The organism is Nocardioides dongkuii (genome assembly GCF_014127485.1).
Classification (GTDB): Bacteria; Actinomycetota; Actinomycetes; order Propionibacteriales; family Nocardioidaceae; genus Nocardioides; species Nocardioides dongkuii.
On the sequence record NZ_CP059903.1, the window covers coordinates 2,584,921 to 2,609,814 of the forward strand.

Here is a 24,894-nt window from a genome sequence, read left to right on the forward strand (position 1 = left end):
GGCTCAGGCGCGGCCGTGGGCGAGCTCGGCCCACACGACCTTGCCCTGGGGGGTCTGCTCGAGGCCCCACGAGACCGACATCGCGGAGACCAGGAGCAGGCCGCGGCCACCCTCGCGGGTCGCGCTGGCCGGCTGGGGCTCCGGCGTCCCCGTGCCCCCGTCCCGCACCTCGATCCGGACGGTGCTGGGGTTGTGGTAGATCCGCACCTGGTACGACGACCGGGCGTGGCTCAAGGCATTGGTCGCCAGCTCGCTGACCACGAGCACCGCCTCCTCCTCGAGGTGCCGCAGCTCCCAGTCGTCGAGGGCCTGCCGGACCAGCGACCGGGCCTGGCGGACGCTGCCCAGCTCCTGGGGCAGGTCGACAGACGCGACGGCACGGTGGGACCGGCCCACGGTGACCAGCAGGTCGACGAGGTAGTCCAGGTCGTCGTTCTTGAGCACGTAGCCGTCGGACCGCTCCTCGTACCAGGTGCGGTCGTCGGCCTCGGCCCCGGAGAAGACCACCACCCGCGTCTCCGGCGCGGACTCGCGCACCCGGGTCAGCACGTCGCGGCCGGCGAGGTCGGGGAGGCCCAGGTCGAGCACGACGACGTCGGGCTGCAGGGCGGCCACCAGCTCGACCGCGTGCGCTCCGGTGGCGGCCTCCCCCGCCACCTCGAACCCGCCCCGGAAGCGCAGCGCGGTGCGGACCAGCCGCCGGACGTCGGCGGCGTCGTCGACCAGCAGGACGCGGATCGGCGCGGCCGGCGGGTTGCCCTCCCCGCCCGCGGTGCTCACGGGGCGCCCGCTGCGGAGGCGTCCACCCGGGCGCGCGGGAGGCTGAGCACGAACGCCTGCGCCTGCTCGTCGTACGCCGCCTCGCCGTCCTGCGCCCGGGCCAGCTCGCGGACGATGTGCAGCCCGAGGCCGGTGCCGCCACGGTCGCCGGTGGCGAACCGCTCGAAGAGCCGTTCCTGCATCTCCGGCACCACGCCCGTGCCCGCGTCGGTCACCACGAGGTCGACGCGGTCCTCGTGGGTGCGCGTCTCGATGCGGATCGGCGAGCGACCGTGCCGCAGCGCGTTGGTCAGCAGGTTGTCCACGGCCTGCGTCAGCCTTCCGGGATCAGCGAAGATCGTGGCGTCCTCGTCGCCGTCGAGGACCACCTCCGCCTGGGGGTGGGTCTTCCGCAGCGTCGCGGCGAGCGTCGTCAGGTGCTGGCGCACCTGGATCGGCTCCGGGCGCAGGTCCAGGGAGCGCGCCTGGAGCCGGGAGGTGGTGAGCAGGTCGGAGAGCAGGCGGTTCAGCTGCGCGGCGCTGTCGACCATGCTCGTGAGGAACTCCGCGCGCTCCTCCTCGACCAGGTCCGACCAGTGCCGGTGCAGGGTCTCGGCCGACATGCCCAGCACGCCCACCGGTCCGCGCAGCTCGTGCGCGGTGATGGCGAGGAACTGGGCCTGCTCGTCGGCGGCCTCCTGGAGCAGCCGGTTGGCGGCCGAGAGCGCCTCGGCGGCCCGGGCCTCCTGCTCCGCGGCGCGCAGCCGCTCGGTCGTGTCGCGGGTGACCTTGGCGAAGCCCAGGTGCCGGCCGGCCTCGTCGTGGACGGCCGTGATCGTCACGTGCGCCCAGAAGCGGGTGCCGTCCTTGCGGACGCGCCACCCGTCCTCCTCGTAGTGGCCCTCGCGCAGCGCCGTGGCCAGCTCGTGCTCGGGATGGCGCGCCTGCTGCACGTCGACGGGGTAGAAGATCCGGAAGTGCCGGCCGATGATCTCGTCCGCGAGGTAGCCCTTGCTGCGCTGCGCCCCGGCGTTCCAGCTCGCGATCCGCCCGTCGGGGTCGAGCATGAAGATCGCGTAGTCCTGGACCGCCTCCACCAGCATCCGGAACCGCTGCTCGCTGCGGCGCAGCGCCTCGTCGGCCGACCGACGCTCGGTGCTGTCCCGGGTGACCTTGGTGAACCCGACGTGCCTGCCGTCCTCGTCACGGACCGCCGTGATCGTCACGTGCGCCCAGAAGCGGGTGCCGTCCTTGCGGATCCGCCACCCCTCCTCCTCGTAGTGGCCCTCGCGCAGCGCGATCTGCAGCTCGTGCTCCGGGTGCCGCGCCTCCTGGACCTCGGGCGGGTAGAAGACCCGGAAGTGCTGGCCGATGATCTCGGCGGCGGTGTAGCCCTTGGTGCGCTCGGCGCCGACGTTCCAGCTCGCGATGTGCCCGTCGGGGTCCAGCATGAAGATCGCGTAGTCCTGGACCGCCTCCACCAGCATCCGGAACCGTCGCTCGGTCTCCCGCAGCTGCTCCTCCGCACCCCGCTGCCGGGTGACGTCCTGGGCCTGGAGGAAGAGGTAGAGCGGCACGCCGTGCACGTCGCGGACCGGCGTCAGCGTGGTCAGCAGGCGCAGGTCGAGCCCCGGCACGGCATGCTCGACCTGGGCCACGTCCTCCCCCGCCTCGACCGCGCGCAGCAGCCGGTCGAGGCCGTCGGGGACGTCCTCGACGAGCTCGGCGTAGTCGAGGCCGACCAGCTCCTGGATCGAGCGGCCGGTCAGGGACGCGAGGCTCCGGTTGGCGCGCACCACGCGTCCGGCGAGGGTCAGCGTCGCCATCCCGATGGCCGCGTCCTCGAACACCTCGCGGAACCGCTCCAGGTGCGCCTCGAGCACCGGGTCGCGCCGGCCCCCGGAGTCGCCCGGGTCGGTCGTGGTCGTCGCCGGGGACGAGGGGCGCCGCCCGTCGAGGACGCCGAGCAGCTCGTCGACGAGGGTGTCGAGCGACCCCGACTTCTTCAGGTACGCCGCCGCGCCCAGCTCGGCGGTCCGCTCGGCGAGGCCCTGGCGCTCGAAGCCGCTGTACATCACCACCAGGGTCTCGGGCGAGGCAGCACGGACCGCGGGCAGGACCTGGAGGCCGTCGGCCCCCGGCATCGAGACGTCGAGGAGCAGCATCGTGGGCCGCAGCCGGGTGACCAGGTCGACCGCCTCGCGGCCGTCGTTGCCCTCGCCCACGACCTCGAGCCGGCGCGAGAGCCGGATCCGGGTCCGGACCAGGGAGCGGACGTCGGCCGCGTCGTCCACGATCACGATCGTCGGCAGCGCCCCCATGGGCCGACAACGTACCGGAACCGCGGCCCCCGTCCCGCCACGCGCCAGACCGGGCCAGACCGGGTCGGACCGGCGACGAACTCACCCCATCGGGTGGAAAGTCCTGGTTGGAGTTTCAACCGCGTCCCGGGAGGGGCAAGTAGTACCCATGAGTATTGGAGCGCTTCACCGCGAGACGCCGGACGAGATCCGGCGCGAGAAGACCGCTTCCCTCCTTGCCGAGGCGGCCACCGACACGGCGGACCGCGACCGGCTGCTCGACGAGGTGGTCGTCCTGAACCTCCAGGTCGCCCACGCCGTCGCCCGCCGGTTCCGCAACCGCGGCGTCCCGCTGGAGGACCTCGAGCAGGTCGCCGCCTGCGCCCTGGTGCGCGCGGCGCGCAAGTTCGACGTCGCCCAGGAGCGTGACTTCCTCAGCTACGCCGTGCCGACCATGTCCGGTGAGCTCAAGCGCTACTTCCGCGACCACGGCTGGACCGTGCGCCCGCCGCGCCGGATCCAGGAGATCCACGCGAAGGTCCACCACCTGCACCGCACCGGCCGCCAGGACGGCACCACCATGCCGGCCGCCGAGATCGCCACCGAGCTCGACGTCCCGGTCACCGACGTCCTCGAGGCGCTCGAGGCCCGCGGCTGCTTCCAGCCCGCCTCGCTCGACCACCCCGTCCGCGAGGAGGGCGACGTCACGGTGGGCGACCTGCTCACCATCGACGACGAGGCCGACCGCCAGGCACTCGAGGCCCGGGTGATGCTGCAGCCGGTCATGCGTCAGCTCTCCGAGCGCGACCGCCGCATCCTGCACCTGCGCTTCGCCGAGGACTGCACCCAGCAGCAGATCGGCGAGGAGCTCGGCGTCACCCAGATGCAGGTCTCCCGCCTGCTCAACCGCATCCTCGGCCAGATGCGTGACGACCTCACCGCCGAGCACGGCCTCGGCGAGCAGGTCGACGCACTGCGCTGACCCCCGGCGTACCCCGCTCCGCAGACACCCCATCCCGGTCGCGCATGCCCCGGCTGCTCGTCGTCCACCACTCGCCCACGCCCGGCGTGCAGGCGCTCACGGACGCCGTCCTCGCCGGGGCGGGCGCGGACGGGATCGAGCACGTCGAGGTCGTGGTCCGCCCCGCCCTGGAGGCGGACGCCGACGACGTGCTCGCGGCCGACGGCTACCTGCTCGGGACGACCGCGAACTTCGGGTACATGAGCGGGGCGCTCAAGCACTTCTTCGACACGGTCTTCCTGCAGGCCGGCGGCGCCCTGACCGACGACGGGTCGGCGGGCGGCCCCGGCGGCGGGGCCCGCAAGCCCTTCGGGCTCTGGGTGCACGGCCGCTACGACACCACCGGCGCCGTGCGCTCGGTACTCGGCATCGTCGGCGCGCTGCCGTGGCGGCAGGTGGCGGAGGTCCTCGAGGTCGTCGGAGACGTCAGCGAGGACGACCGGTCGGCCGCCTACGAGCTCGGCGGCACCGTCGCGGCGCTGCTCGACTCCTGAGCGCTCGACTCATGGACTAGGACCGGAGCAGTCGGACCGGGACGGGTCAGGCGATGACCGGGGCGTCGGGCGGGGTGGTCTCCACCTCGACGGAGTCGCGGTAGGGCAGGGCGCACACCATGAGGACGCGCTGGGCGATCGTGCCCTGGGCGGCGACGAGGGCGAGCTCCGCGCCGTTCTGCTCGGTGGCGCGCATCGCCGAGACGAGCACGCTCACGGCGACGCTGGGGAGGTAGTCGGCGTCGGAGAGGTCGATCGCGAGGGAGGCGGTGTACTCGTCGGTCTGCTCGCGCAGGGCGTTGCGCAGCGCGATGACGGCGTACTCGTCCACGGACCCACTGACACTCAGCAGACCCGGGCTTGCGGTCGCCGCGAACGGCCTTTCTTCCATGACTCGACCCTAGGCGGTCTACACCACCAGGTACAGCCCAGGGGTTCACCCCCGCGGGTGAATTCAGGACCTTCACCGTCGGCCCGCTCGGTTTCAGGCCCGGGGCGTGCTGCCTCGCTCCACGGCGTACGGGAGCCGCACCACTTCCAGGACGTGCTGCGCCGCGGACCCCGGCGGCGCCACCAGGGTGAGCGCCGGACGCTCCCCCTCGCGTCCGGTGAGCATGGCGTCGAAGAGCACCTGGACCGCGGCGCTGCCGAGGAACGTCACGGTCGTGAGGTCGACGACGACGTCGATGATGCCGCCACGGGTCGCGTGCGAGAGCCGGCGTCGCAGCTCGTCGGCGCACCGCTGGTCCAGGGCGCCGCTGAGCTCGACCAGACCGTCCTCCTGCCGCATCCCCATCGGCTCGTCCGGCCCGGTGGCCCCGCCGATGGTCGCCCCGGTGAGCAGGTCGACGGCCGTGGTCGGCCGCTGGCGCAGCACCGCCCGGGTGCCCTGCTCGCCGTGGACGACGTGCAGGTCGTCGGAGAACCCGCTCGCCATCGCCAGGCCGCGACCGCGGGTCCCGGCCGGACCGGGCGGGCGCCAGGTGCCGCGGTCGGAGACCTCGATCTCCACGACTCCGCCCGCCAGGAGCGCGGCGCGCACCGAGACCACCGCCTCCTGGCGGGCCCGGTCCGGCTCGTAGGCGTGCTCCACGGCGTTGCTCACCAGCTCGCCCACGGCGTGCTGGAGCGCGAGCTCGTCGAGCTGGCCCACGCCGATCCCGGCGAGCCAGTCGCCGAGGTTCTGGCGGACCGCCCGGAGCGTGTCGGGGAACGCCGGCACGGTCATCGTCAGCGGGTCGGGCGGGGTCGCCCGCTGGGCGGCGAGCACGGTGATGTCGTCGCCGAACCCGGTCTCGCGGATCAGCCGGGCGACGGTCTCGCGGGCCACCGCCGCCGCCGCGGGCTCATCGGCGTCCGCAGCGGCCCTGACCACCTCCGCGGCCACCCGGGAGAGGTCCAGGGTGTTCTGCACCGCAGACCGGCCGGGCCGCTCCACGAGCCCGTCGCTGTAGAGCAGCACCAGGTCGCCCTCCGCGAGGACGTGGCGCTGCGACCGGAAGGGCATGCCCGAGCCCAGCGCACCCGCGCCGGTCACCGGGAGGTACGACGCGTCGCCCGTCGGCGAGACGACGAGCGGCGGTGGGTGCCCGGCGGTGCAGTACTCGAAGCTGCCGTCGGCCGGGTCGAGGACCGCGGCGCAGACCGTGGCGGCCCGCGCCTGGGGCACCCGGGACGCCCGGCGCTCGAGCACCTCGAGGGCCGCGACGATGTCGCCGTCGAGGCGCACCCGCTCCTCGAACAGCGTCCGCAGCTCCCCCATGACCACCGAGGCGCGCACCCCGTGACCGACGACGTCGCCGACCGTGAGCACCACCCGACCGTCCTCGAGCGCCACGGCGTCGAACCAGTCCCCGCCGGCGCGGGCGCCGTCCTCGGCGAGGAGGTACCGCGCCGCCAGCCGGAGGCCGGGGGCGATCGGGAGGCTCTCCGGGAGCAGGGCGTCCTGCAGGGAGACCAGGTTGTCGCTGGCCGCCGCGAGCCGGCGCTGGAGGTCCGCCGCCTGGCGCTCCGCGTCCGCGCGCGCCCGTACCTCGTCGGTGACGTCGACGGCCAGGCTGATCACGCCGCAGACCGCGCCGTCCGGCCCGCGGGCCGGGACCAGCGAGAACCGCAGCCACCGGACGTCTACGGCGTCGTCCCCGCGCGGCCCGGGGATCCGCCACAGCCGGCCCTCCACGGGGGTGCCGGAGCCGTAGGCCTCCTCGGTCCAGGTCGCGATGTCCTCGCCCAGCGGGCCGAGCGCCTCACGGAGCGGCACGCCCAGCCGGTCGCCGTACACCTCGCGCGCCGCCGCGTTGAGCGCGGTCAGGACCAGGTCGACGCCCTCGCACACGGCGAGCAGCGACGGCGCCTGCTCGAACGCACGGAGCACCGACTCCGTGTCGGTGTCCATGCCGAGCAGGTCGTCGAGCTGAGCCCTGAGCTCCTCGTCCGCGCTCACGCGACTGCCTTTCCTCGTGCCGTCGTCCTGCCCGGGCGGGTCAGGGGGTGAAGACCACCTTGACCATGCCGTCCTCCTTGTCCCGGAAGGACTTGTACGCCGCCGGGGCCTCCGACAGGGGCAGCCGGTGGGTCGCGAAGCCCTCCACACCGAGCACGTCCTCGTCGCGGCCGAGCACCTCGAGGATGTCGTCGCTCCAGCGGTGCACGTTCGCCTGGCCCATCCGCAGCTGCAGCTGCTTGTCGAAGAGCTGCATCATCGGGATCGGGTCGGCGGCGCCGCCGTACACCCCCGAGATCGAGACCGTGCCGCCCCGGCGTACCGCCTCGAAGGCGCTGTAGAGCGCGGCGAGCCGCTCGACGCCGGCGTGCAGCATCATCGTCTCCTGCACCTTCTTGGGCAGGAGGCGCAGCGACTTCTGGACGACCTCGGCGATCGGCGAGCCGTGGGCCTCCATGCCCACCGCGTCGATGACGGCGTCGGCCCCGCGACCGTCGGTGAGGTCGCGCACGCGCTCCGCCACCTCGCCGTCCTCCAGGTCCAGCGCAGTGGCGCCGCGGGCGGTGACCCGGGCGAGCCGCTCGGGCACGCGGTCGACCACGATCACCCGCTGGTCGCGCATCATCGCGATCCGCGCCGCCATGTCACCGATCGGGCCGGCGCCGAGCACCAGCAGGGTGCCGCCGGCGCCCGCGTCGGCATACTCCACCGCCTGCCAGGCGGTAGGCAGCACGTCGGAGAGGTAGAGGAACCGGTCGTCGACGGGGCCCTCGGGCACCTTGATGGGCAGCTTGTCGGCGAAGGGCACCCGGAGGAGCTCTGCCTGCCCGCCGGGGACCTGCCCGTAGAGCTTGCTGTAGCCGAAGAGGCTGGCGCCGGTGCCGTGCTCGCGGTTCTGGGTGGTCTCGCACTGGCTGTAGAGGTCGCGGCTGCACATCCAGCAGGTGCCGCAGCTGACGTTGAAGGGCACGACCACGCGGTCGCCGACCTTGAGGTCGCGCACCTCGGAGCCGACCTCCTCCACCACGCCCATCGGCTCGTGCCCGACGATGTCGCCGGGGGTCATGAAGGGCGTCAGCGGGTCGTACAGGTGCAGGTCGGAGCCGCAGAGCCCGGTCGAGGTGATCCGCACGATGGCGTCGGTGCCGACCTGGAGCACCGGGTCCGGCACGTCCTCGAAGCGCATGTCCATGCGGCCCTGCCACGTCACTGCCTTCATCCGCCGTCTCCCTCGTCCCGCTGTCGTCCCGCTGTCGCCCCCGGGTCGCCCCTGCGGTACCCGGGGCACCCAGGGCGAAACGGTCCGCCCGGGGCGGGCGGCCCAAGTGGTCCGGCCCGCCCGAAGGGGTGATTCGGGCCTGGCGCGGGTTGGGGGGTTCCGGCGACGGGTATCAGACAGCAGTACGACGGTGGGCCCCAGGCCCTGAACAGCCTCTCCCACGGAGAGCGTCCGGCCGAGCGAGCCCATTGACTCGCTGAGCACACGGCGAGGACCCGTCACTCGGGATGGACAGCCATGACAGAGCTTCAGCACCGATCTGCTGCACCCAAGGCGGAGCGCCCGCGGGCCGCCGCACCGCGCGACGGAGACCGCGGACTGACCCGGCAGCAGCGCTCGGATCGCACTGCCGAGCTGCTCGACCGGGCACGGGACGTCGACGACGCCACCCGCCGGCGCCTGCTCGAGGAGGTCGTCCTGATCAACCGGGGCGTCGCCGAGGCCGTCGCCTCGCGCTACCGCAACCGGGGCATCGCCCAGGACGACCTCGTGCAGGTGGCCTACGAGGGCCTCACCAAGGCGGTCATGCGCTTCGACCCGCACCTGCGCAACGACCTGCTCACCTACGCCGTGCCCACGATCCGGGGCGAGCTGCAGCGCTACTTCCGCGACCAGGGCTGGACCGTGCGCCCGCCGCGGCGGATCCAGGAGCTGCAGTGGCGGGTCAACCACGCCATCGAGGACCTCGGCCAGCAGCTCGGCCGCGAGGCGACCGACGCCGAGGTCATGGCGCACCTCGAGATCGGCTTCGAGGAGTACCAGGAGGCGCTGCAGGCGTTCGGGTGCTTCCAGCCGACGTCCCTGGACCTGCCGGTCGGGCAGGAGTCGCCCACCACGCTCGGCGCGCTCATCCCCGACGAGGACAACGACCGCGACGCCGCAGACGCCCGGGTCGCCCTCGCACCCGTCGTCCGCCGCCTCTCCGAGCGGGACCGCCGGATCCTCTACCTCCGCTTCTTCGAGGACCGCACCCAGGAGGAGATCGGCGCGGACCTCGGCGTGACCCAGATGCAGGTCTCCCGGCTGCTCTCCCGGATCCTGAAGAACCTCCGCGACGAGGTCGCCGAGACCCCCGAGACCGCGCCGGCCGTCCGGGTCTCCTAGGCCGTCCGGTCTGCCGTCCGGTCCGCGGGGCCGCAGGCGCGCCGGGCTACGATCGAACGCAGCCGGACGAGACCGAGGAGGCCTGCGTGCGCGTGACCGGGCCCCGGGCGCTCCCCCGCCGATCGCTGGCGGTCGCGTGGAGCGTCGTGCTCCTCGCCGGCTGCGGGCAGGGCTCCCAGGACCGGCCGGACCCCGCCGACTCCGTCGAGCCGCCCGAGGACCGCGCCTGCCGGGTGCTCACGCCCGAGGACGTCGCAGCGCGCAGCAACGCCACGCCGCCGGTGTCCTGCGAGGAGCCGCACACCGCCCAGACGATCCTGGTCGACGAGCTGCCCGAGGACCTCGCCGACGTGGCGTGGGACGACGAGCGCCTGGGGGCGTTCGCCTACCGGTCCTGCTCGGACGCGTTCATGGACTTCCTGGAGGCCGACGAGAGCACGGTGCTGCGCACGGTGCTGAGCTGGGCCTGGTTCCGCCCCTCCGAGGCGGCCTGGGACGACGGCGCGCGGTGGTACCGCTGCGACCTGGTCGGCGGCGGCGAGCAGACCCCGGCGTACCTCGAGCTGCCGGCCGACGCCGAGGGCATGCTCGAGGGGCTCCCCCCGGACCGGTGGATGGCGTGCGTGGCCGGGCCGTCGGTGGCGGGCGCCCCGCGGACCCCGTGCTCGGAGGAGCACGACTGGCGCGCGGTCACCACGATCAAGGTGGGCGACAAGAAGGCCCCGTACCCCGGCGACCGGCTCGTGGAGGTCACCAGCCGGGACTACTGCCAGTCGTCGGTGGGCTACTGGCTGGACTTCCCCGAGAGCTACGACTTCGCCTACACCCGGTTCCACGAGGCCGAGTGGAAGCTCGGCAACCGGCGCTCGATCTGCTGGGTCAAGACGCCGACGTGACCGCGCGTGTGCTGCTGGCCGCGGTGCTGCTCGGGTCCCTGCTCTCCGGCTGCTCCGGCAGTGAGGAGCCGGGCGACCCCGAGCCCTCGACGTCCCCCTCCGCCGACGGCGCGTCACCCACCGCACGGCCGAGCGCGGCCGCCGTACCGGCCCCTGAGACCGGCGCCTGCTACCGGCTGACGTACGCCGAGGCGCTGGCGCCGACGGTCGACGCCGAGCCCGTGCCGTGCGCCCGCAGGCACACCGCGCGGACCTTCGCGGTCGGCGAGCTCGACACCGTCGTCGACGGCCACCTGCTCGCCGTCGACTCCGCCCGGGTGCGCAGGCAGGTCGCGACCACGTGTCCCCGGCGGCTCGGCGGGTTCCTCGGCGGGACCGAGGACGACCGGCGGCTCAGCATGCTGCGGGCGGTGTGGTTCACCCCGACCCTCGAGGAGTCCGACCAGGGCGCCCGGTGGTTCCGCTGCGACGTGATCGCCGTGGCCGGCCCCGACCGGCTGGCTCCGCTCGCCCGACGGGTGGCCGGCGCGCTCGGCCGGCCCGCGGGGCGGGACCGCTACGGGATGTGCGGCACCGCGGCCCCCGACGCCCCGGCGTTCGCCCGGGTGGTGTGCAGCGCCGCCCACTCGTGGCGGGCCGTGGCGGTCGTCGACCTGCCCGCCGGCCGCTACCCCGGCGCGGGCGCCGTCCGGCAGGCCGGCCAGACGCCCTGCGAGGACGCCGGCCGCGCGGCCGCCACCGACCCCCTCGACTTCCGCTGGGGCTACGAGTGGCCCACCCCCGCCCAGTGGGCCGACGGCCAGACCTACGGCCTGTGCTGGGTCCCCGACTAGGCCGGGCGGGTCGGGTCAGAAGCCGAGCTTGCGGAGCTGGCGGGGGTCGCGCTGCCAGTCCTTGGCGATCTTGACGTGCAGGTCGAGGTAGACCGGGGTGCCGAGGACGGCCTCGATCTGCTTGCGGGCGTCGGTGCCGACCTGGCGCAGCCGGCTGCCCTTGTGGCCGATGACGATCCCCTTCTGGGAGTCGCGCTCGACGTAGAGGTTGGCGTGCACGTCGAGCAGCGGCTTGTCCTCGGGGCGGTCCTCGCGCAGCCGCATCTCCTCGACCACGACCGCGATCGAGTGCGGGAGCTCGTCGCGGACGCCCTCGAGCGCGGCCTCGCGGATCAGCTCGGCGACGATCGTCTCCTCGGGAGCGTCGCTGAGCTCGCCGTCGGGGTAGAGCTGCGGCCCCTCCGGCAGCAGCCCCACCAGCAGGTCCTCGAGCAGCGAGACCTGGTCGCCGTCCTTCGCCGAGACCGGGACGATCTCGGCCCACTCGATGCCGGCCTCCTGGCCGAGCCGCTGGATGTCGAGGAGGTGCTGGCCGATCTGCTCCGGCGTGGCCAGGTCGGTCTTGGTCGCCACGGCGACCTTGATCGTGCGCCGCACCTTCGCCATCTCGGCGACGATGAACCGGTCGCCGGGGCCGACCTTCTCGTTGGCCGGCAGGCACACCGCGACCACGTCGACCTCGGCGAGCGTCGTCTTGACCAGGTCGTTGAGCCGCTCCCCCAGCAGGGTGCGCGGCCGGTGCAGCCCCGGGGTGTCGACCAGCACCAACTGGGCGTCGGGGCGGTGCACGATGCCGCGGACCACGGTGCGGGTGGTCTGCGGCTTGGAGCTGGTGATCACGATCTTCTGACCGACCAGCGCGTTGGTCAGCGTCGACTTGCCGGCGTTCGGGCGCCCGACGAACGAGGCGAACCCACTCTTGTGCTCGCTCATGTGCCATCCCTCGCTGCGTCGTAGTCTGCCCAGATCTGCTCGTCGGTCCTGCCCGCGGCCTTGCCGGCCCGCCAGATCGGGCCCGGGTCCACCGCGCGGGGCTGGCGCTGGGTCACCCCTCGCCAGTACCCCATCACGTCGTACGCCGTGGAGGGCAACCGCCGCTCGCGCATCAGGTGCTTGCGGATCGCGCGCATCTGCGCCGACTCGCCGGCCATCCAGAAGTAGCCCTCCCCGGGCGGCCACTCCAGGTCGGTCACGACCTCGGCGAGCGCGCTCTGCCCGTCGCCGGGCTGCGGCAGCCAGGTCACGTCGACCCCGTCCGGCAGGTAGCCCTCGGGCCGCTCCGGCACCTCGGCCCAGACCCGCGTCGGCAGGTCGGTCTCGGAGGCGATCCGCGCCATCGCGGGGAGCGCGGTCAGGTCGCCGACCAGCATCAGCCACCCGGCGCCGGGCGGCGGGGCGAAGGAGCCCTTGGGCTCGGTCACCGTCACCGTCTCGCCGACCACCTGCCCCGGACCCTGGAGCTGCGCCCACTCGGTGACCAGGCCGACGTCGTGCACGACGACGTCGATCATCAGCTCGCCGTCGGCCCACGACCGCACGGTGTAGTAGCGGCTCTGGAACTGTCCCGGGACGACCAGGCCGACCCACTCGTCCGGCACGCCGGTCGAGGCGAACTCCGCCAGCCCCGGGCCGCCGAGCACCAGCCGCAGCAGGTGCGGCGTGAGCCGCTCGCGACGCAGCACTTGCGCGTCGTACTGCCGGGCCCGGGTGCTCACCGGAGCAGGCTAGTCACCACGAGGGTCGCAGCGGGAATCCGTCGGAGCCCTCGGGGCTGGTCCGGACGGTGAGCACCTGGTGCAGCTGCACGACGTTGCCCTCGAACCCCAGCCGGCAGCTGGCGAGGTAGAGGCCCCAGACCCGCGCCGTGCCCTCCCCCACCTCGGCCACGCAGGCGTCCCAGTTCTCCACCAGGTTGCGCGACCAGTCGCGCAGGGTCATCGCGTAGTGCGCGCGGAGGTTCTCCTCGTGCATGACCTCGAGCCCGGCGTCCTGGGCCGCCGTGATGATCCGCCCGGACCCGATCAGCTCGCCGTCGGGGAAGACGTAGCGGTCGATGAACGCCCCGGTCGCCACCGGCCGGTTGTGCGGCCGGGTGATGCAGTGGTTGAGCATCCGGCCCTCGTCGCGCAAGCGGTCGCGGACGAAGGAGAAGTACGCCGGGTACGCGCGGATCCCGATGTGCTCGGTCATCCCGATCGAGCTGATCGCGTCGAAGCCCGTCTCCTGCACCTCGCGGTAGTCGGCGTGCCGCACCTCGGCGCGGCCGCCGAGGCCGCGCCGCTCGACCGCCGCCTGCGCCCAGGACGCCTGGGGGCGGGAGAGGGTGACGCCCAGCGCGCGCACGCCGTAGTGCTCCGCGGCGTGGGCGACCATCCCGCCCCACCCGCAGCCGAGGTCGAGCAGCCGTTGCCCGGGCCGCAGGTCGAGCTTGCGGCAGACCAGGTCGTGCTTCTCGGCCTGCGCCCGCTCGAGGCTGGCGTCCTTCTCGGGGTAGACCGCGCAGGTGTAGGCCATCGACGGGCCCAGGACGTGCTCGTAGAAGGCGTTCGAGACGTCGTAGTGGTGCTGGATCGCCTCCGCGTCGCGGCGCATCGAGTGGCGCATGCCCTCGACCAGGCGTCGCCAGCGCGGCAGGTGCTCCTGCGGCGGCGGCGGGGGCGGCCGGAGGTTCGCGAGGCCGAGGCCGCGCAGGATCGTCAGCAGCTCCGCCGGGCCGGGCCGCCGGAACTTCGTGTGGTGGAGGATCAGCTGCATCGCCGGGTAGGGGTCGCCCGGGTGCACGCCGTGCAGGCGCAGGTCGCCCGCGGCGTACGCCCGCGCCAGCCCGAGGTCGCCCGGCGCGGTCAGCAGGTACTGCAGCCCCCGCTGGTTGGCCAGCTCGAGCTCGACGGGCGAGTCCGCGGGGCCCGCGCTCGAGCCGTCGTACGCCGTGAAGCGGACCGGCAGCCCGTCGCGCAGCAGCAGCTCGAGCGCGTCGCCGATCGGCATGGTCCCGTTCGGGGAGGAGGTCATCGTCTTCGCACCGCCTTGTCGTAGAGGTCGGTCAATCGGTGGTCGGGGTCGTGGCGCCGCTTGACCTCCGCGAGGTGCGCGCCGTCGTAGAGGCGGTCGAAGGTCTCCCGGTCGTAGAACGCCTCGGAGTAGAGCGACTTGTGCCCGCCGAGGGCGTGGACGCGCTCCTCGACCGCCCGGTTCACCGGGCCGTCGGGGGCGTCGGGACCGACGGGGACGGTGCCCCAGAAGCCCACGTTGACGTACGTCGTGCCGGCCGCGAGCGGGTACGTCGGCCACTCCTTCGCCCCGCGCAGGCGCAGCGGGCACAGCCAGACCGGCCGCATCCCGACGGCGCCGTCGAACCAGGCGAGGAACTCGGGCAGCCGGTCCACGGGGACCTCGACGTCCTGGATGACCCGCTCCCGCTGCGGGCGGCCGGCGCGCCGGTCGAGGCGCGCGACGATGCCCCACCGCTCGTCGAGGCCGACCAGACGGTGGTAGACGTCCGAGCGCCGCCAGCGCCGCGGCCAGAGCCGGCGGACCACCGGGTGCTGCACCCCGAACGCCGCGGAGCACCAGAACCAGTCGGTGTCCCAGCGCCAGAGGTAGTCGTGCGCGGTCAGCAGGTCGGTCCCGCGGTCCCGGACGCTGCGGTAGTAGATCTCCTGGCCGGTGTAGTCACTGGTCTCCCCCGGCTCCTGCTGCCAGGTCGCGACGGTCAGGTAGACCTCGTCCGGCGCGAACGCGACGCCGTCCAGCCCGTCGACCCGGACGCCGTCGAGCTCGCCGGTCGCCACGACCGACTCGATCGTCCGCGGGAGCAGGCGCGGCTCGACCCGGACGTGGCGCAGCGCGACGTACGGCGCGACCGGCGCGAGCTCGATGCGCAGCCGGGTCGCGTAGCCCAGGGACCCGTAGCTGTTGGGGAAGGTGTCGAAGAGCTCGTCCCCCGGCGCGGTCGTGACCACCTCGCCGTCGCCGGTCAGCACGTCCATCTCCAGCACGGACTCGTGGGGCAGCCCGTGGCGGAAGCTGGTCGACTCGATGCCCAGGCCGGTGACCGCACCGCCCAGCGTGATCGTGCGCAGCTGCGGGACGACCAGCGGCGCCAGGCCGTGGGGCAGGGTGGCGTCGACGAGGTCCTCGTAGGTGCACATCCCCTGGACCTCGGCGGTGCGGCCCGCGGTGTCCACCTCGATCACGCCGGTGAGGCCGCTGACGTCGAGGCCCGGGACCTCGGTGGCCGCGCGGGGGCGGAACAGGTTCGAGGTCCGCTTCGCCAGCCGCACCGGGGCGCCCGGCGGGATGGCGGCGTACGACGCGCGCAGCCTCTCGACCGCGCGCCCGTGCTGCTGCCAGGCGGCGGTGGGTGTCCTCGCGCGGGAGCCCGCCGGTGTCACCCCAGCAAAGGTACTCCCCCGCCGTGTCGGCGGGGTTTCCTCGCGCTGACGGGAGGGTCAGGTGGAGAGGGTCGAGCCGACCGTCCCGCGGGGGTCGCCGAGGTGGACGGTGACCCCCGGCCCGGCGAGGTCGCGCAGGGCCGCGAGGTCGTCCTCGGAGACCTCGGTGGCGTCGGTGAGCAGCACCGCCGCCTCGAGCCCGGTCGACCCGGAGGCGACCGCCATCGCGACACACACGCCCAGCGCGGAGACGCTGAGCGAGGGCAGCGCGACGGTGGCGCCGGCGTACGTGCGTCCGTCGGCGTCGCGGAGCGCGGCGCCCTCCGCGGCGCGGGTGCGCGCCCGGGTGGCGCGCGCCAGGGTGACGAGCTTGGCGTCCTCGGCCGACAGCGTGGCGTCAGGCATCCGCGGTGTCCCTCTCCTCCTGCTCGGCGGCCTCCGGGTCGCGGCCGACCCGGGAGATCCGTACGGTGCTGATCTTGTTGCGCCGCCCCGCGGCGTCCTCGGCCACGAACCGCAGCCCGTGGGCCAGGACCGTCGAGCCCGGGATCGGCACCAGGCCGAGGTGCTTGGCCATCAGGCCGCCGACCGAGTCGACGTCCTCCTCCTCGACGTCGAAGCCGAACAGCTCCTCGAGGTCGTCGACCGGGAAGCGCGAGGAGACCCGGACCGTGCCCTCCTCGTCGAGGCGCTCGACCTCGACGCCCTCCTCGTCGTACTCGTCGGTGATCTCGCCGACGATCTCCTCGAGCAGGTCCTCGATGGTGATGATGCCCGCGCTGCCGCCGTACTCGTCGACGACGACCGCGATGTGCTGGCGCCGGGCCTGCATCTCGCGGAGCAGCTCGTCGACCGGCTTGGACTCCGGCACGTGCTGCACCGGCCGCATCACCGAGTCGATCCGCTCGGTCGTCTCGGCGTCGGGGGCCTCGAAGTCGCGGCGCACGATGTCCTTGAGGTAGGCGAACCCGACGATGTCGTCGAGGTTCTCGCCGATGACCGGCACCCGGGAGAAGCCGCTGCGCAGGAAGAGCGACATGGTCTGCCGCAGGTTCTTGTGCCGCTCGACGTAGACCACGTCGTTGCGCGGCACCATCACCTCGCGCACGGTCGTGTCGCCCAGGTCGAAGACCGAGTGGATCATCTTGCGCTCGCTGGTCTCGATGACCGACGAGGCCTCCGCGAGGTCGACGAGCTCGCGCAGCTCGGTCTCCGTCGAGAACGGGCCCTGGTCGAACCCCTTGCCGGGGGTGAGCGCGTTGCCGATCAGGATCAGCAGCCGCGGGAGCGGGCCCAGCACGCTGGTGACCACGGCGACCGGGCCGGCGGAGAACAGGGCCACCGCCTCGTTGTGCTGGCGGCCCAGGGTGCGCGGCGCGACCCCGATCACCACGAACGAGACGACGAGCATCACGCCGATGGCGGTGAGCACGCTCTCCCACCACGCGCCGTCGAACTGCTCGTCGATCTGGAGCGTGACCAGCACGATCGCGGCGATCTCGCACAGCAGCCGCAGGAACAGCGCGGTGTTGAGGTAGCGGGCGGGGTCCCCGAGGATCGCCAGCAGCCGCTTGGAGCCCGGCTTGCGCTCGGCGGCGAGCTCCTCGGCGCGGGCGTGGGAGAACGACGCGAGCGCGGCCTCGGCGGCGGAGAAGGCGCCCGCGAGGACCACCAGGGCGGCTGCCGAGACCAGCAGCCCGATATCGCCGGAGCTCACCTGGCCGCCCCGTCGGCGCGGGTCTCGGCGCCGGGCTCGTCACGGTCCTCGGCCCGCCACTCGGCGAGGATCCGGTCCTGGAGCCCGAACATCTCGGCGTGCTCCTCGGGCTCGGCGTGGTCGTAGCCGAGCAGGTGCAGGATGCCGTGGACGGTGAGCAGCTCGAGCTCGGCGGTGGTGCCGTGCCCGGCGGTCTCGCCCTGGCGTACGGCGACCTCGGGGCAGAGCACCAGGTCACCCAGCACGCCCTCCTCCGGGTCCTCGTCGACCAGGCCGGGACGCAGCTCGTCCATCGGGAAGGCCAGCACGTCGGTGGGGCCCTCCTTGTCCATCCACTGCTCGTTGAGCTGGGCGATGGTCGCCTCGTCGACGGCCTTGATGCACAGCTCGGCGAGCGGGTGGACCCGCATCCGGTCCATCACGAAGCGGCTCAGCGTCGCCAGGTGCTGGACGTCGAGGTCGTGCCCGGACTCGTCGAGGACCTCGATGCTCACGGGCGGGGCCCCTGCTTGCGCTCGAGGGCGGACTCGGCGCGCGCGTCGTGGTCGTCGTACGCCGCGACGATGCGGCCCACGAGCCGGTGCCGGACCACGTCGTGGCTGGTCAGCCGGTTGAACGAGATGTCCTCGACCTCGTCGAGGATCGCCTCGACCGCACGCAGGCCGGACTTCTGCCCGCTGGGCAGGTCGGTCTGGGTGACGTCGCCGGTGACCACGATCTTGGAGCCGAACCCGAGCCGGGTCAGGAACATCTTCATCTGCTCCGGCGTGGTGTTCTGCGCCTCGTCGAGGATGATGAAGGAGTCGTTGAGCGAGCGGCCGCGAAGGAACGCCAGCGGAGCGACCTCGATGGTGCCGGCCGCCATCAGCTTGGGGATCAGCTCGGGGTCGAGCATGTCGTGCAGCGCGTCGTACAGCGGCCGCAGGTAGGGGTCGATCTTCTCGGTGAGCGTGCCGGGCAGGAACCCGAGCCGCTCGCCGGCCTCGACCGCGGGCCGGCTCAGGATGATCCGGTTGACCTGCTTGGACTGCAGCGCCTGGACCGCCTTCGCGACCGCCAGGTAGGTCTTGCCGGTGCCGGCGGGGCCGATGCCGAAGGTGATGGTGTGCTTGTCGATGGAGTCGACATAGCGCTTCTGGTTCAGCGTCTTGGGGCGGATCGAGCGGCCGCGGTTGGAGAGGATGTTGAGGCTCAGCACGTCGGCCGGGCGCTCGGTGGTCTCGGCGCGGAGCATGGTGATCACCCGCTCGACGGTCTCCGAGGTGACGCCCTGGCCGGTGCGGATGATCGCGACCAGCTCCTCGACCAGGCGGTCGGCGAGCGCGACCTCGCCGGGCTCGCCGTGGAGGGTGATCCGGTTGCCCCGGACGTGGATCTCGGCCGTGAAGGCCCCCTCGATGATGCCGAGGTGCTCATCACCCGGCCCCAGGAGGCTGACCATGTTGATGCTGTTCGGCACGACCACGGTGTGGCGGGTGGTCGGTCGAGGGCCCTGCGGGGCCCCGTCGTGGTGGCTGTCTGTCATGGATGCCCGTGCGGGCGGCCTTTCCGGAAGGTGCTGGAGCGCGCTCCATGCTACGGGAGCGGTCCGCACGCATCGAGCCGGTTGCGGGCGGTCGCGCGGCCGGCGACGTACGGTGGACGCATGGCCGCGCCTCGGGAGCCCGTCGACGGGGCCTGGGACGACGACGAGGACTCCTGGGACCGAGGTGACGAGGACGCGCCGCCGTCCTGGTTCCCGGGGCAGCACCTCCCGGAGGACGCCCGGCGGATGGGCCTGGACCACCGGGTCCCCGACGGCGCGCTGCTCGACTTCGCGGGCAAGCTCGACGCCACCAAGCCGCTGCACCGGATCACCGCCTGGGTGATGCTCGTGGTCTTCGCGATGCCGGTCGTGTTCTACGTGCTGCGGCTGGTGCGCGACCTCGGACCCTGAGCGGTCCGGGGGTCAGCCGAACGCGACGGACAGCATCCCGAGGCACATCTCGTCGGTCGTGCCGTCGGCCCACACGACGTACTTCTCCTGCTGGCCGGCGAACGCCGGCAGCTTGTCGCGCAGCCGCTGGCTGTGGGTGCAGGTGATCTCCACGGTGTCCCCGGCGTCGAGGCCGACCGGCCCTACCGGCCGGGAGCCCTGGTCGTCGAAGTCCCAGAGCGGGATGTCGAGGACGGTGCGCGCCTCGGGGGTGCCGGGGTTGGCCTCGATGTGGAGCGAGCGGCCGAGCAGGTGCATGTGGCCGGCGGCGCCGATGATCGTGACCGGCTGCTGCACCCGGCGCGTGCAGGAGGTGGTCCGCGAGGCCCGGGGCTCGCCGCCGCACAGGAAGTAGAGGATGTCCGCCGTGGACCCGGGTCCCTGCCCGAACCGTGCCTTGGCGTCCTCGACGGCGGCGGTGCGGTCGCACAGCGGACCGTCGTCGCGGCCCGGCCGGCACGGCAGCTCGACCGGCGCCGGCATCAGGAACGTGTGCAGGGGCGTGAGGTCGGTCGAGCGAGGCATGGTGCGGATCTGGGTCGCGGAGACGTCGGACGCGGCGCCGGAGAGCAGGTTGTAGTGGACCTGCATGATGATCCGGCTGCCGCGCGGCAGGTCCACGCCGTACCCGGCACGGGTCACGGCCTCGTCGCCTCCGGGCGCCCAGGCACCCAGCCACGGGGCGTCGTCGACGTTGGCGAACTCCCCGGCGAGCCCGGTGCCGCCGAAGCAGGTCCAGCCCTCGTCGGCGGACTCGGCGTCCTTGGCCTCCGCCTCGGCCACCTTCTCCGGAGGGACCCGGAAGAGGATCACGTGGTGGACGACGTCGGGGTCCCCGGGCAGCACGTTCGTGCCGGTGAGCCAGGAGTCGCGCTCGAGCTCGGGGTCGAGCAGGAAGCAGCGGTAGTCGTCGGTGCCGACGCCGGTCGGCGCGGACGGCGTGTACGACGCCTGCATGGTCAGCGTGCGCCGGTCCTCGCCGCGACGCAGGGGCGTCTGCCTGCCCGGCTTCGCCGCGGCGTGGGCGGAGTGGGAGCCGGTCGGGCTGGCTGACGGGCTGGTCGGGCTGGCTGACGGGCTGGTCGGGCTGGCTGACGGGCTGGCTGGGCTGGTCGTCGGGGCCGGTCGGGCGTCGCCGTCCTCGGTGCCGCCCTCGTCGGCGCCGGCGGAGCAGGCGGCCGCGAGCAGGAGCACGCCGGCTGCGGCCAGGGCCCGGAGGCGCCTCACCCGGGCGGCCAGGAGAGCGGCCGGCCGGCGAGCACGTGGAGGTGGGTGTGGAAGACGGTCTGCCCAGCGCCGGCTCCGGTGTTGAGGACGAGCCGGTAGTCGTCGTACCCCTCGGCGGCGGCGACCGCCGCGGCGGTCGTGACCAGCTCGGCCGAGGCCGCCGGGTCGCCGGCCGCGAGCGCGGCCGCGTCGGCGTAGTGGTCCTTCGGCACCACGAGCACGTGCAGCGGCGCCTGCGCGTTGATGTCGCGGAAGGCGACGGTGCGCTCGGTGACGCGCACGGTCTCCGCCGGGATCTCCCCGGCGACGATCCGGCAGAACAGGCAGTCGTTGTCGTTCACAGGTGCTCCCTCCCGGGCCATGGTCCCACGGAAACCCGTCCCGGGGGCCGAGGATGGGGCCATGACCACCCTTCCCCGCACCCGCGTCGCCGCGCTCGCGCTGACCGCCGCCCTCGCCGTCGCCCTGGTCGGCTGCGGCGACGACGACGAGCCGCGCGCCGAGGACCCCACGCCCGTCGGCGGCTCGCCGTCCGCACCGCCGTCCACGTCGCCGTCCACGTCGCCGTCCACGTCGCCGTCCGGGTCGCCGTCGCCCTCCGAGGACGGGGCCACCGAGGAGACGGTCACCGTGCCGGTCTACTTCGTCGCGGACACTCCCCAGGGGTCGCGGCTGTTCCGCGAGTTCCGCCGGGTCGGGGCCGAGGACCCGCTCGAGGCGGCGGCCGCGCTGATGACCGCCGGCGACGCGCTCGACCCCGACTACCGGACGGCGTACCCCGACGGCGCGTTCGCGAGCGTCGCCCACGACCGCGAGGGGTTCCGGGTGGAGCTGGCCGACGAGTCCTGGACGACGCCGGCCGGCCAGGACTCCTCGGAGGAGTCGGTGCTCGCGGCGCAGCAGCTGGTCCTCACGCTCCAGGGCGTGCAGCAGGAGCGCTCCCCCGTGCGGGTGTTCCTGGACGGGGCGCCGGTGACGCTCTTCGGCGTCGACACCGCCCGCGGCGTCACCGCCCGGCCGCCGCTCGAGGTGCTGGGCCTGGTCAACGTCACCGCGCCCGAGGAGGGCGCGACGGTGTCCGGCACCTTCACCGCCAGCGGGGTCGCGAGCTCCTTCGAGGCCACCGTGCCGTGGGAGGTACGGCGCGGCCGGAAGGTCGTCCTCGACGGCTTCACGACCGCCGAGGGCTGGATGGACCGGCTGTGGCCCTGGGAGGCGGAGGTCGACGTGTCCGGCCTCGCGCCCGGCGAGTACACCTTCGTCGCGATGACCGACGACCCCTCCGCCGGCGAGGGCCCCGGCCCCCACGCCGACAGCAAGACCATCACCGTCGAGTAGCTGTGGAGAACCTACGCCGAGTCGGCGTGAGTTGTACGCCGACTCGGCGTGAGTTGGCGCTCCCCGGCGTCAACTCACGCCGACTCGGCGGGGTTGTCCCCGGGTCGGCGTAGGTTGCGGGCGTGAGGCTCAGCCGGAGGCGGCTCAACCGGACGCTGCTGCAGCGCCAGCACCTGCTGGAGCGCGTCGACGCCGCGGTGGTCGACGAGGCGCGGCACCTGGTGGGGCTGCAGGCCCAGGAGAACCTGCCGCCGTACCTCTCGCTCGCCGCCCGGCTCTCCGAGCTCGACCCCGCCGACGTCACCCGCGGGCTCGAGGACCGGACCCTGGTCCGGCTGCTGACGATGCGCGGGACGATCCACCTCCTCGCGGCCGAGGACGCGCTTCCGCTACGGGCCTGGACCCAGCCGCGGATGGAGCAGGAGCTGCGCAGCAGCCAGAACGTCCGCGGCGCCGCCGACGTGGACCGCGCCGCGTTCGCCGCGGCGCTCCGCGCGGCGCTCGCCGACGGGCCGCTCGCCCAGAAGGAGCTCGCCCAGCGGCTGGCCGAGGCCTTCCCGGACCGGCCGGCCACCGCGCTCGGTCAGGTCGCGCGCCTCGCCGCGCCGCTGGCCCAGCTGCCCCCGCGCGGGTGCTGGAAGCGGTCCGGCGGCGTCGTCTACCAGTACGCCGACGCGTGGCTCGGCCGTGACGGCTGGGACGCCGCACCCCCGGACGTCCCGGAGGTCGTGCGCCGCTACCTGCGCGCCTTCGGGCCGGCGACGGCGGCCGACGTCACCGCCTGGTCGGCGGTCACCCGGCTGGGCCCGGTGCTGGCGGCGATGACGGACCTCGTCCGGCACGAGGACGACGCCGGCCGGACCCTGTACGACGTCCCGGACGGCGAGCTCGCCGACGAGGACGTCCCGGCGCCGGTGCGCCTGCTGGGCTGCTACGACAACGTCTGGCTCTCGCACGCGCGGCGCGACCGGGTCACCGACCCCGAGAAGCGGAACGCGTGGATGGGCGTGAACGGCGGGACCGCCAACGCGCTCTTCGTCGACGGCTGGCTCGAGGGGCTGTGGCGCGTCGAGGACGGCCGGGTGCACGTCCTGGAGACGCTGCGGCCGCTCACCCGCAGCGAGCAGTCCGGGCTCGCGTCGGAGTCGGCGCGGGTCGAACGCCTGCTGGCGCGCTAGTCCGGGGCGCCCCAGCGCGGGGTCCGGGAGAGCAGCGCGGCGACCGCGGCGACGCCGGCGGTCGACGTACGCAGCACCTCGCCGCCGAGCCGCACCGACGCGGCGCCCGCGGCCACGAACGCCGCGACCTCCTCCTTGGTCAGGCCCCCCTCGGGACCGACGACGACCAGCACCGTCCCGGAGGCGGGCACGTCGAGCGACGCCAGCGGGAGGGTGGCGTCCTCGTGCAGCACCACGGCGAGCGACGCCGCCTCGACCAGCGCGACCACCTCGGCGGTGCTCGCCAGCGGCGCGACCTCCGGGAACCACGACCGGCGGGCCTGCTTCGCCGCCTCACGGGCCGTCGCCCGCCACCGGCCGAGGGCCTTCTCGGCCCGCTCGCCCTTCCAGACCGCGACGCTGCGGGACGCGGCCCACGGCACGACCTGGGCCGCGCCCACCTCGGTCAGCACCTCGACCGCGAGCTCGCCGCGGTCGCCCTTGGGCAGCGCCTGGACGACGGTGACCACCGGCTCCGGGGCGGGTACGACGTCCACCGACGTCGCGGTCACCGCGAAGACCCGCTTGCCGGTGGAGCTCACCTCGCCGACCACCGAGGTGCCGGCGCCGTCGGTGAGCACGACCGACTCCCCCACCCGCAGCCGGCGTACGGCGACCGCGTGGTGCGCCTCGTCGCCCTCGACCGTCACCGGGGCGCCGACCGAGACCCCCGCGAGCGACGGGACGAGGTGGACCGGCAGCGACATCGGTGGCTCAGTGCTGGTTGAACGCGTCGCGCAGCCGGCCGAAGACCGACTTCGAGCCCGGCTTCACCTGCCCGGTCGGGTCCTCCTCGCCACGGATCGCGGCCAGCTCGCGCAGCAGCTCCTCCTGGCGGGCGTCGAGCCGGGTCGGCGTCTCGACGGCGATCGTGACGATCAGGTCGCCGCGCCCACCGCGCAGGCCGGGTACGCCGCGGCCGCGCAGCACCTGCTGCGTGCCGGACTGGGTGCCGGGCCGCACCTCGAGCTCGAAGGAGGTCTCCACCCCCGAGTCGGCGCCCTGCTCGACGTCCGCCTCCAGGGTGGGCAGCGTGAACGTCGTGCCCAGCGCGGCGGCCGACATCGGCACGGTGACCGTGCAGTGCAGGTCGTTGCCCTGCCGGGTGAACGTCTCGTGGGGCGCGACGTGGATCTCGACGTACAGGTCGCCCGCCGGCCCGCCGCCGGGACCGACCTCGCCCTGCTCGGCGAGCTGCACGCGGGTGCCGTTGTCGACGCCGGCGGGGATCTTCACGGTCAGCGCGCGGCGCGACCGGACCCGGCCGTCGCCGGAGCACTCGCGGCACGGCTCCGGGATGATCGTGCCGAAGCCGCGGCAGGCCGCGCAGGGGCGCAGGGTGCGAATCTCGCCGAGGAACGAGCGCTGCACGTGGGCGACCTCGCCCTGGCCCCGGCAGGTCTCGCACGGCACGGCGTGCGTGCCCGGCGCCGCGCCCTCACCGTGGCAGGTGCTGCACTGGACGGCCGTGTCGACGTTGAGCTCGCGGGTGACGCCGAACGCCGCCTCCGCCAGCTCGATCTCGAGCCGGATCAGCGCGTCCTGGCCGCGGCGCGACCGGGACCGCGGGCCGCGGCCGCCGGGACCGCCCGCGCCGCCCGGGCCCTGGCCGCCGAAGAACGCGTCCATGATGTCGGTGAACGAGAACCCGGGGCCCTGGCCGAACCCGCCGGCCCCGCCGAACGGGTCGCCGCCGCGGTCGTACGCCGCCCGCTTCTGCGGGTCGGAGAGCACCTCGTAGGCCCGGGTGACCTCCTTGAACCGCTCCTGGGTCTCGGGGTCGGGGTTCACGTCGGGGTGCAGCTGACGGGCGAGACGCCGGTAGGCCTTCTTGATGGCGTCGGCGTCCGCGTCGCGGGCGACACCGAGAAGCTCGTACGGGTCCTGGCTCACGTGG

General features: G+C 73.9%; 25 protein-coding genes. 8 read left to right on the forward strand and 17 right to left on the reverse strand.

The features are described from left to right. Positions 1-3: 3 nt before the first annotated feature. Together H4O22_RS12460 and H4O22_RS12465 are read right to left on the reverse strand one after the other, a co-directional pair. Entirely contained in the window at positions 4-780 is a 777-nt protein-coding gene (locus H4O22_RS12460) for a response regulator (protein WP_182523716.1), read from the reverse strand. Further along, positions 777-3,080 carry a PAS domain S-box protein gene (locus tag H4O22_RS12465; RefSeq protein WP_182523717.1) on the reverse strand — a complete coding sequence of 768 codons (2,304 nt, stop codon included), beginning with the start codon at positions 3,078-3,080 and terminating at the stop codon, positions 777-779. Before H4O22_RS12465 ends, H4O22_RS12460 begins: the two co-directional genes overlap by 4 nt. A 148-nt stretch (positions 3,081-3,228) precedes the next feature. On the opposite strand from H4O22_RS12465, the gene H4O22_RS12470 reads away from it, so the two are divergent. Together H4O22_RS12470 and H4O22_RS12475 are read left to right on the forward strand one after the other, a co-directional pair. Beyond that, positions 3,229-4,041 carry a sigma-70 family RNA polymerase sigma factor gene (locus H4O22_RS12470; RefSeq protein WP_182523718.1) on the forward strand — a complete coding sequence of 271 codons (813 nt, stop codon included), beginning with the start codon at positions 3,229-3,231 and terminating at the stop codon, positions 4,039-4,041. 44 nt (positions 4,042-4,085) lie between these two features. Further along, on the forward strand, positions 4,086-4,574 hold the full coding sequence (locus tag H4O22_RS12475) for a flavodoxin family protein (protein WP_182523719.1): 489 nt from the start codon (positions 4,086-4,088) through the stop codon (positions 4,572-4,574). 46 nt (positions 4,575-4,620) lie between these two features. On the opposite strand, the gene H4O22_RS12480 is transcribed toward H4O22_RS12475, so the two are convergent. From H4O22_RS12480 to H4O22_RS12490, 3 genes are all read right to left on the reverse strand, one after another. Continuing rightward, entirely contained in the window at positions 4,621-4,965 is a 345-nt protein-coding gene (locus H4O22_RS12480; protein ID WP_227465475.1) for an STAS domain-containing protein, read from the reverse strand. 93 nt (positions 4,966-5,058) lie between these two features. Beyond that, positions 5,059-7,017, reverse strand: a complete 1,959-nt coding sequence (locus H4O22_RS12485; RefSeq protein ID WP_182523721.1) for a SpoIIE family protein phosphatase — start codon at positions 7,015-7,017, stop codon at positions 5,059-5,061. Positions 7,018-7,057: 40 nt separating this feature from the next. After that, positions 7,058-8,236: an alcohol dehydrogenase catalytic domain-containing protein gene (locus tag H4O22_RS12490; protein WP_182523722.1), complete on the reverse strand. Its 1,179-nt coding sequence runs from the start codon at positions 8,234-8,236 to the stop codon at positions 7,058-7,060. Between the two features lie 297 nt (positions 8,237-8,533). On the opposite strand from H4O22_RS12490, the gene H4O22_RS12495 reads away from it, so the two are divergent. The 3 genes from H4O22_RS12495 (at position 8,534) to H4O22_RS12505 (ending at position 11,129) form a co-directional block, all read left to right on the forward strand. Then, complete coding sequence (locus H4O22_RS12495; RefSeq protein ID WP_182523723.1) at positions 8,534-9,400, forward strand: sigma-70 family RNA polymerase sigma factor; 867 nt, start codon at positions 8,534-8,536, stop codon at positions 9,398-9,400. 86 nt (positions 9,401-9,486) lie between these two features. After that, positions 9,487-10,296, forward strand: coding sequence for a septum formation family protein (locus H4O22_RS12500; RefSeq protein ID WP_182523724.1), 810 nt, complete (start codon positions 9,487-9,489; stop codon positions 10,294-10,296). Then, positions 10,293-11,129, forward strand: a complete 837-nt coding sequence (locus H4O22_RS12505) for a septum formation family protein (RefSeq protein ID WP_182523725.1) — start codon at positions 10,293-10,295, stop codon at positions 11,127-11,129. The genes H4O22_RS12500 and H4O22_RS12505 overlap by 4 nt, the downstream gene beginning before the upstream one ends. Before the next feature lie 15 nt (positions 11,130-11,144). Here H4O22_RS12505 and era read toward each other — a convergent pair whose 3' ends face one another. Genes era through H4O22_RS12545 form a run of 8 tightly spaced genes read right to left on the reverse strand, consistent with a single transcriptional unit; the run spans position 11,145 to position 18,765 of the window. Next, complete coding sequence (era, locus tag H4O22_RS12510) at positions 11,145-12,062, reverse strand: GTPase Era (RefSeq protein ID WP_182523726.1); 918 nt, start codon at positions 12,060-12,062, stop codon at positions 11,145-11,147. Then, on the reverse strand, positions 12,059-12,844 hold the full coding sequence (locus H4O22_RS12515; protein WP_182523727.1) for a siderophore-interacting protein: 786 nt from the start codon (positions 12,842-12,844) through the stop codon (positions 12,059-12,061). The genes era and H4O22_RS12515 overlap by 4 nt, the downstream gene beginning before the upstream one ends. Positions 12,845-12,857: 13 nt before the next feature. Further along, the gene (locus H4O22_RS12520) at positions 12,858-14,141 is read right to left on the reverse strand and encodes a class I SAM-dependent methyltransferase (protein WP_182523728.1); all 1,284 of its coding nucleotides are present in this window, start codon (positions 14,139-14,141) and stop codon (positions 12,858-12,860) included. Continuing rightward, positions 14,138-15,523: an FAD-binding oxidoreductase gene (locus H4O22_RS12525; protein WP_182523729.1), complete on the reverse strand. Its 1,386-nt coding sequence runs from the start codon at positions 15,521-15,523 to the stop codon at positions 14,138-14,140. The genes H4O22_RS12520 and H4O22_RS12525 overlap by 4 nt, the downstream gene beginning before the upstream one ends. A gap of 57 nt (positions 15,524-15,580) precedes the next feature. Further along, complete coding sequence (locus tag H4O22_RS12530; protein ID WP_182523730.1) at positions 15,581-15,928, reverse strand: cytidine deaminase; 348 nt, start codon at positions 15,926-15,928, stop codon at positions 15,581-15,583. Then, positions 15,921-17,240 carry a hemolysin family protein gene (locus H4O22_RS12535; protein WP_182523731.1) on the reverse strand — a complete coding sequence of 440 codons (1,320 nt, stop codon included), beginning with the start codon at positions 17,238-17,240 and terminating at the stop codon, positions 15,921-15,923. The genes H4O22_RS12530 and H4O22_RS12535 overlap by 8 nt, the downstream gene beginning before the upstream one ends. Next, a complete protein-coding gene (gene ybeY, locus H4O22_RS12540) occupies positions 17,237-17,734 on the reverse strand; it encodes an rRNA maturation RNase YbeY (protein WP_182523732.1) in 498 nt (165 codons plus the stop codon). Before ybeY ends, H4O22_RS12535 begins: the two co-directional genes overlap by 4 nt. Continuing rightward, a complete protein-coding gene (locus tag H4O22_RS12545; RefSeq protein WP_182523733.1) occupies positions 17,731-18,765 on the reverse strand; it encodes a PhoH family protein in 1,035 nt (344 codons plus the stop codon). Before H4O22_RS12545 ends, ybeY begins: the two co-directional genes overlap by 4 nt. A gap of 120 nt (positions 18,766-18,885) precedes the next feature. Here H4O22_RS12545 and H4O22_RS12550 point away from each other — a divergent pair, with 120 nt between their 5' ends. Then, on the forward strand, positions 18,886-19,176 hold the full coding sequence (locus H4O22_RS12550) for a hypothetical protein (protein ID WP_182523734.1): 291 nt from the start codon (positions 18,886-18,888) through the stop codon (positions 19,174-19,176). Positions 19,177-19,188: 12 nt separating this feature from the next. Here H4O22_RS12550 and H4O22_RS12555 read toward each other — a convergent pair whose 3' ends face one another. Together H4O22_RS12555 and H4O22_RS12560 are read right to left on the reverse strand one after the other, a co-directional pair. Further along, on the reverse strand, positions 19,189-20,442 hold the full coding sequence (locus H4O22_RS12555) for a hypothetical protein (protein ID WP_182523735.1): 1,254 nt from the start codon (positions 20,440-20,442) through the stop codon (positions 19,189-19,191). Continuing rightward, positions 20,439-20,783: an HIT domain-containing protein gene (locus H4O22_RS12560; RefSeq protein WP_244962951.1), complete on the reverse strand. Its 345-nt coding sequence runs from the start codon at positions 20,781-20,783 to the stop codon at positions 20,439-20,441. The genes H4O22_RS12555 and H4O22_RS12560 overlap by 4 nt, the downstream gene beginning before the upstream one ends. Positions 20,784-20,844: 61 nt before the next feature. On the opposite strand from H4O22_RS12560, the gene H4O22_RS12565 reads away from it, so the two are divergent. After that, the gene (locus H4O22_RS12565) at positions 20,845-21,780 is read left to right on the forward strand and encodes a Gmad2 immunoglobulin-like domain-containing protein (RefSeq protein ID WP_182523737.1); all 936 of its coding nucleotides are present in this window, start codon (positions 20,845-20,847) and stop codon (positions 21,778-21,780) included. Between the two features lie 122 nt (positions 21,781-21,902). Continuing rightward, entirely contained in the window at positions 21,903-22,958 is a 1,056-nt protein-coding gene (locus H4O22_RS12570; protein ID WP_182523738.1) for a winged helix DNA-binding domain-containing protein, read from the forward strand. Here the strand turns inward: H4O22_RS12570 and H4O22_RS12575 are convergent. Then, positions 22,955-23,704, reverse strand: a complete 750-nt coding sequence (locus H4O22_RS12575) for a 16S rRNA (uracil(1498)-N(3))-methyltransferase (protein ID WP_182523739.1) — start codon at positions 23,702-23,704, stop codon at positions 22,955-22,957. The genes H4O22_RS12570 and H4O22_RS12575 overlap by 4 nt on opposite strands. 7 nt (positions 23,705-23,711) lie before the next feature. Continuing rightward, on the reverse strand, positions 23,712-24,890 hold the full coding sequence (gene dnaJ / locus H4O22_RS12580; protein WP_182523740.1) for a molecular chaperone DnaJ: 1,179 nt from the start codon (positions 24,888-24,890) through the stop codon (positions 23,712-23,714). Positions 24,891-24,894: the final 4 nt, after the last annotated feature.